Genomic DNA, 508 nt, shown 5'->3' with positions numbered 1-508 from the left:
CTGTTAGGTTAGTGTTTTGTTCCCTCATCTTGATTTCCTCCTATTTGAGCGCAATTCCCCCGTGGCGTGAATCACGCATGTTTTAAAAAGTTGTTTGTGGGGTTAGAAAGGGACGTCGTCCCCTGTTAAGTTTTCTGTCTTTTCCTTGTAAACAATTTTGTAATCGGCATAAATTTGTGCGTCGCCATAAATTCTTGGATTACCATCAATAATTGCATATTTGTAAATTTGTGCGTCCCCAAAAATATCCCCCCCATATACTTTTGCGTTATCATAAACTTGTGCATTGCCATAAACGCGTGCAAAATAAGCAACTTTCGCGTTACCAAACACTTTAGCGCTGTCGTAAACTTCGGCACCACAATAAACCATAGCTTCATTATTAACCCAACAGTCGGCTTCATGACTTAGGTTGTCCTCATCCTCTATAAAGCCCCCAAGGTTACCTTTCTTGACGCCACCAAAATCTCTTAATGCTCTAATTCGGTGAAGCGTAAATCCATCAACC

Annotated in this window: 1 protein-coding gene; it reads right to left on the bottom strand. The window is 40.9% G+C overall.

Annotated features, from left to right (window positions below; translation table 11 throughout):
* Positions 1-102: 102 nt before the first annotated feature.
* Positions 103-508 (bottom strand): hypothetical protein (locus ACFIJK_RS09545; protein WP_375627617.1); only part of this gene is annotated, 406 nt, incomplete at its 5' end.

This window comes from Bartonella sp. PS17NMGDW, assembly GCF_042193555.1.
In the GTDB taxonomy this organism is placed as follows: Bacteria; Pseudomonadota; Alphaproteobacteria; order Rhizobiales; family Rhizobiaceae; genus Bartonella; species Bartonella grahamii.
The sequence above is the reverse complement of the archived record's forward strand: the minus strand, read 5'-3'. Positions and strand labels throughout refer to the sequence as shown.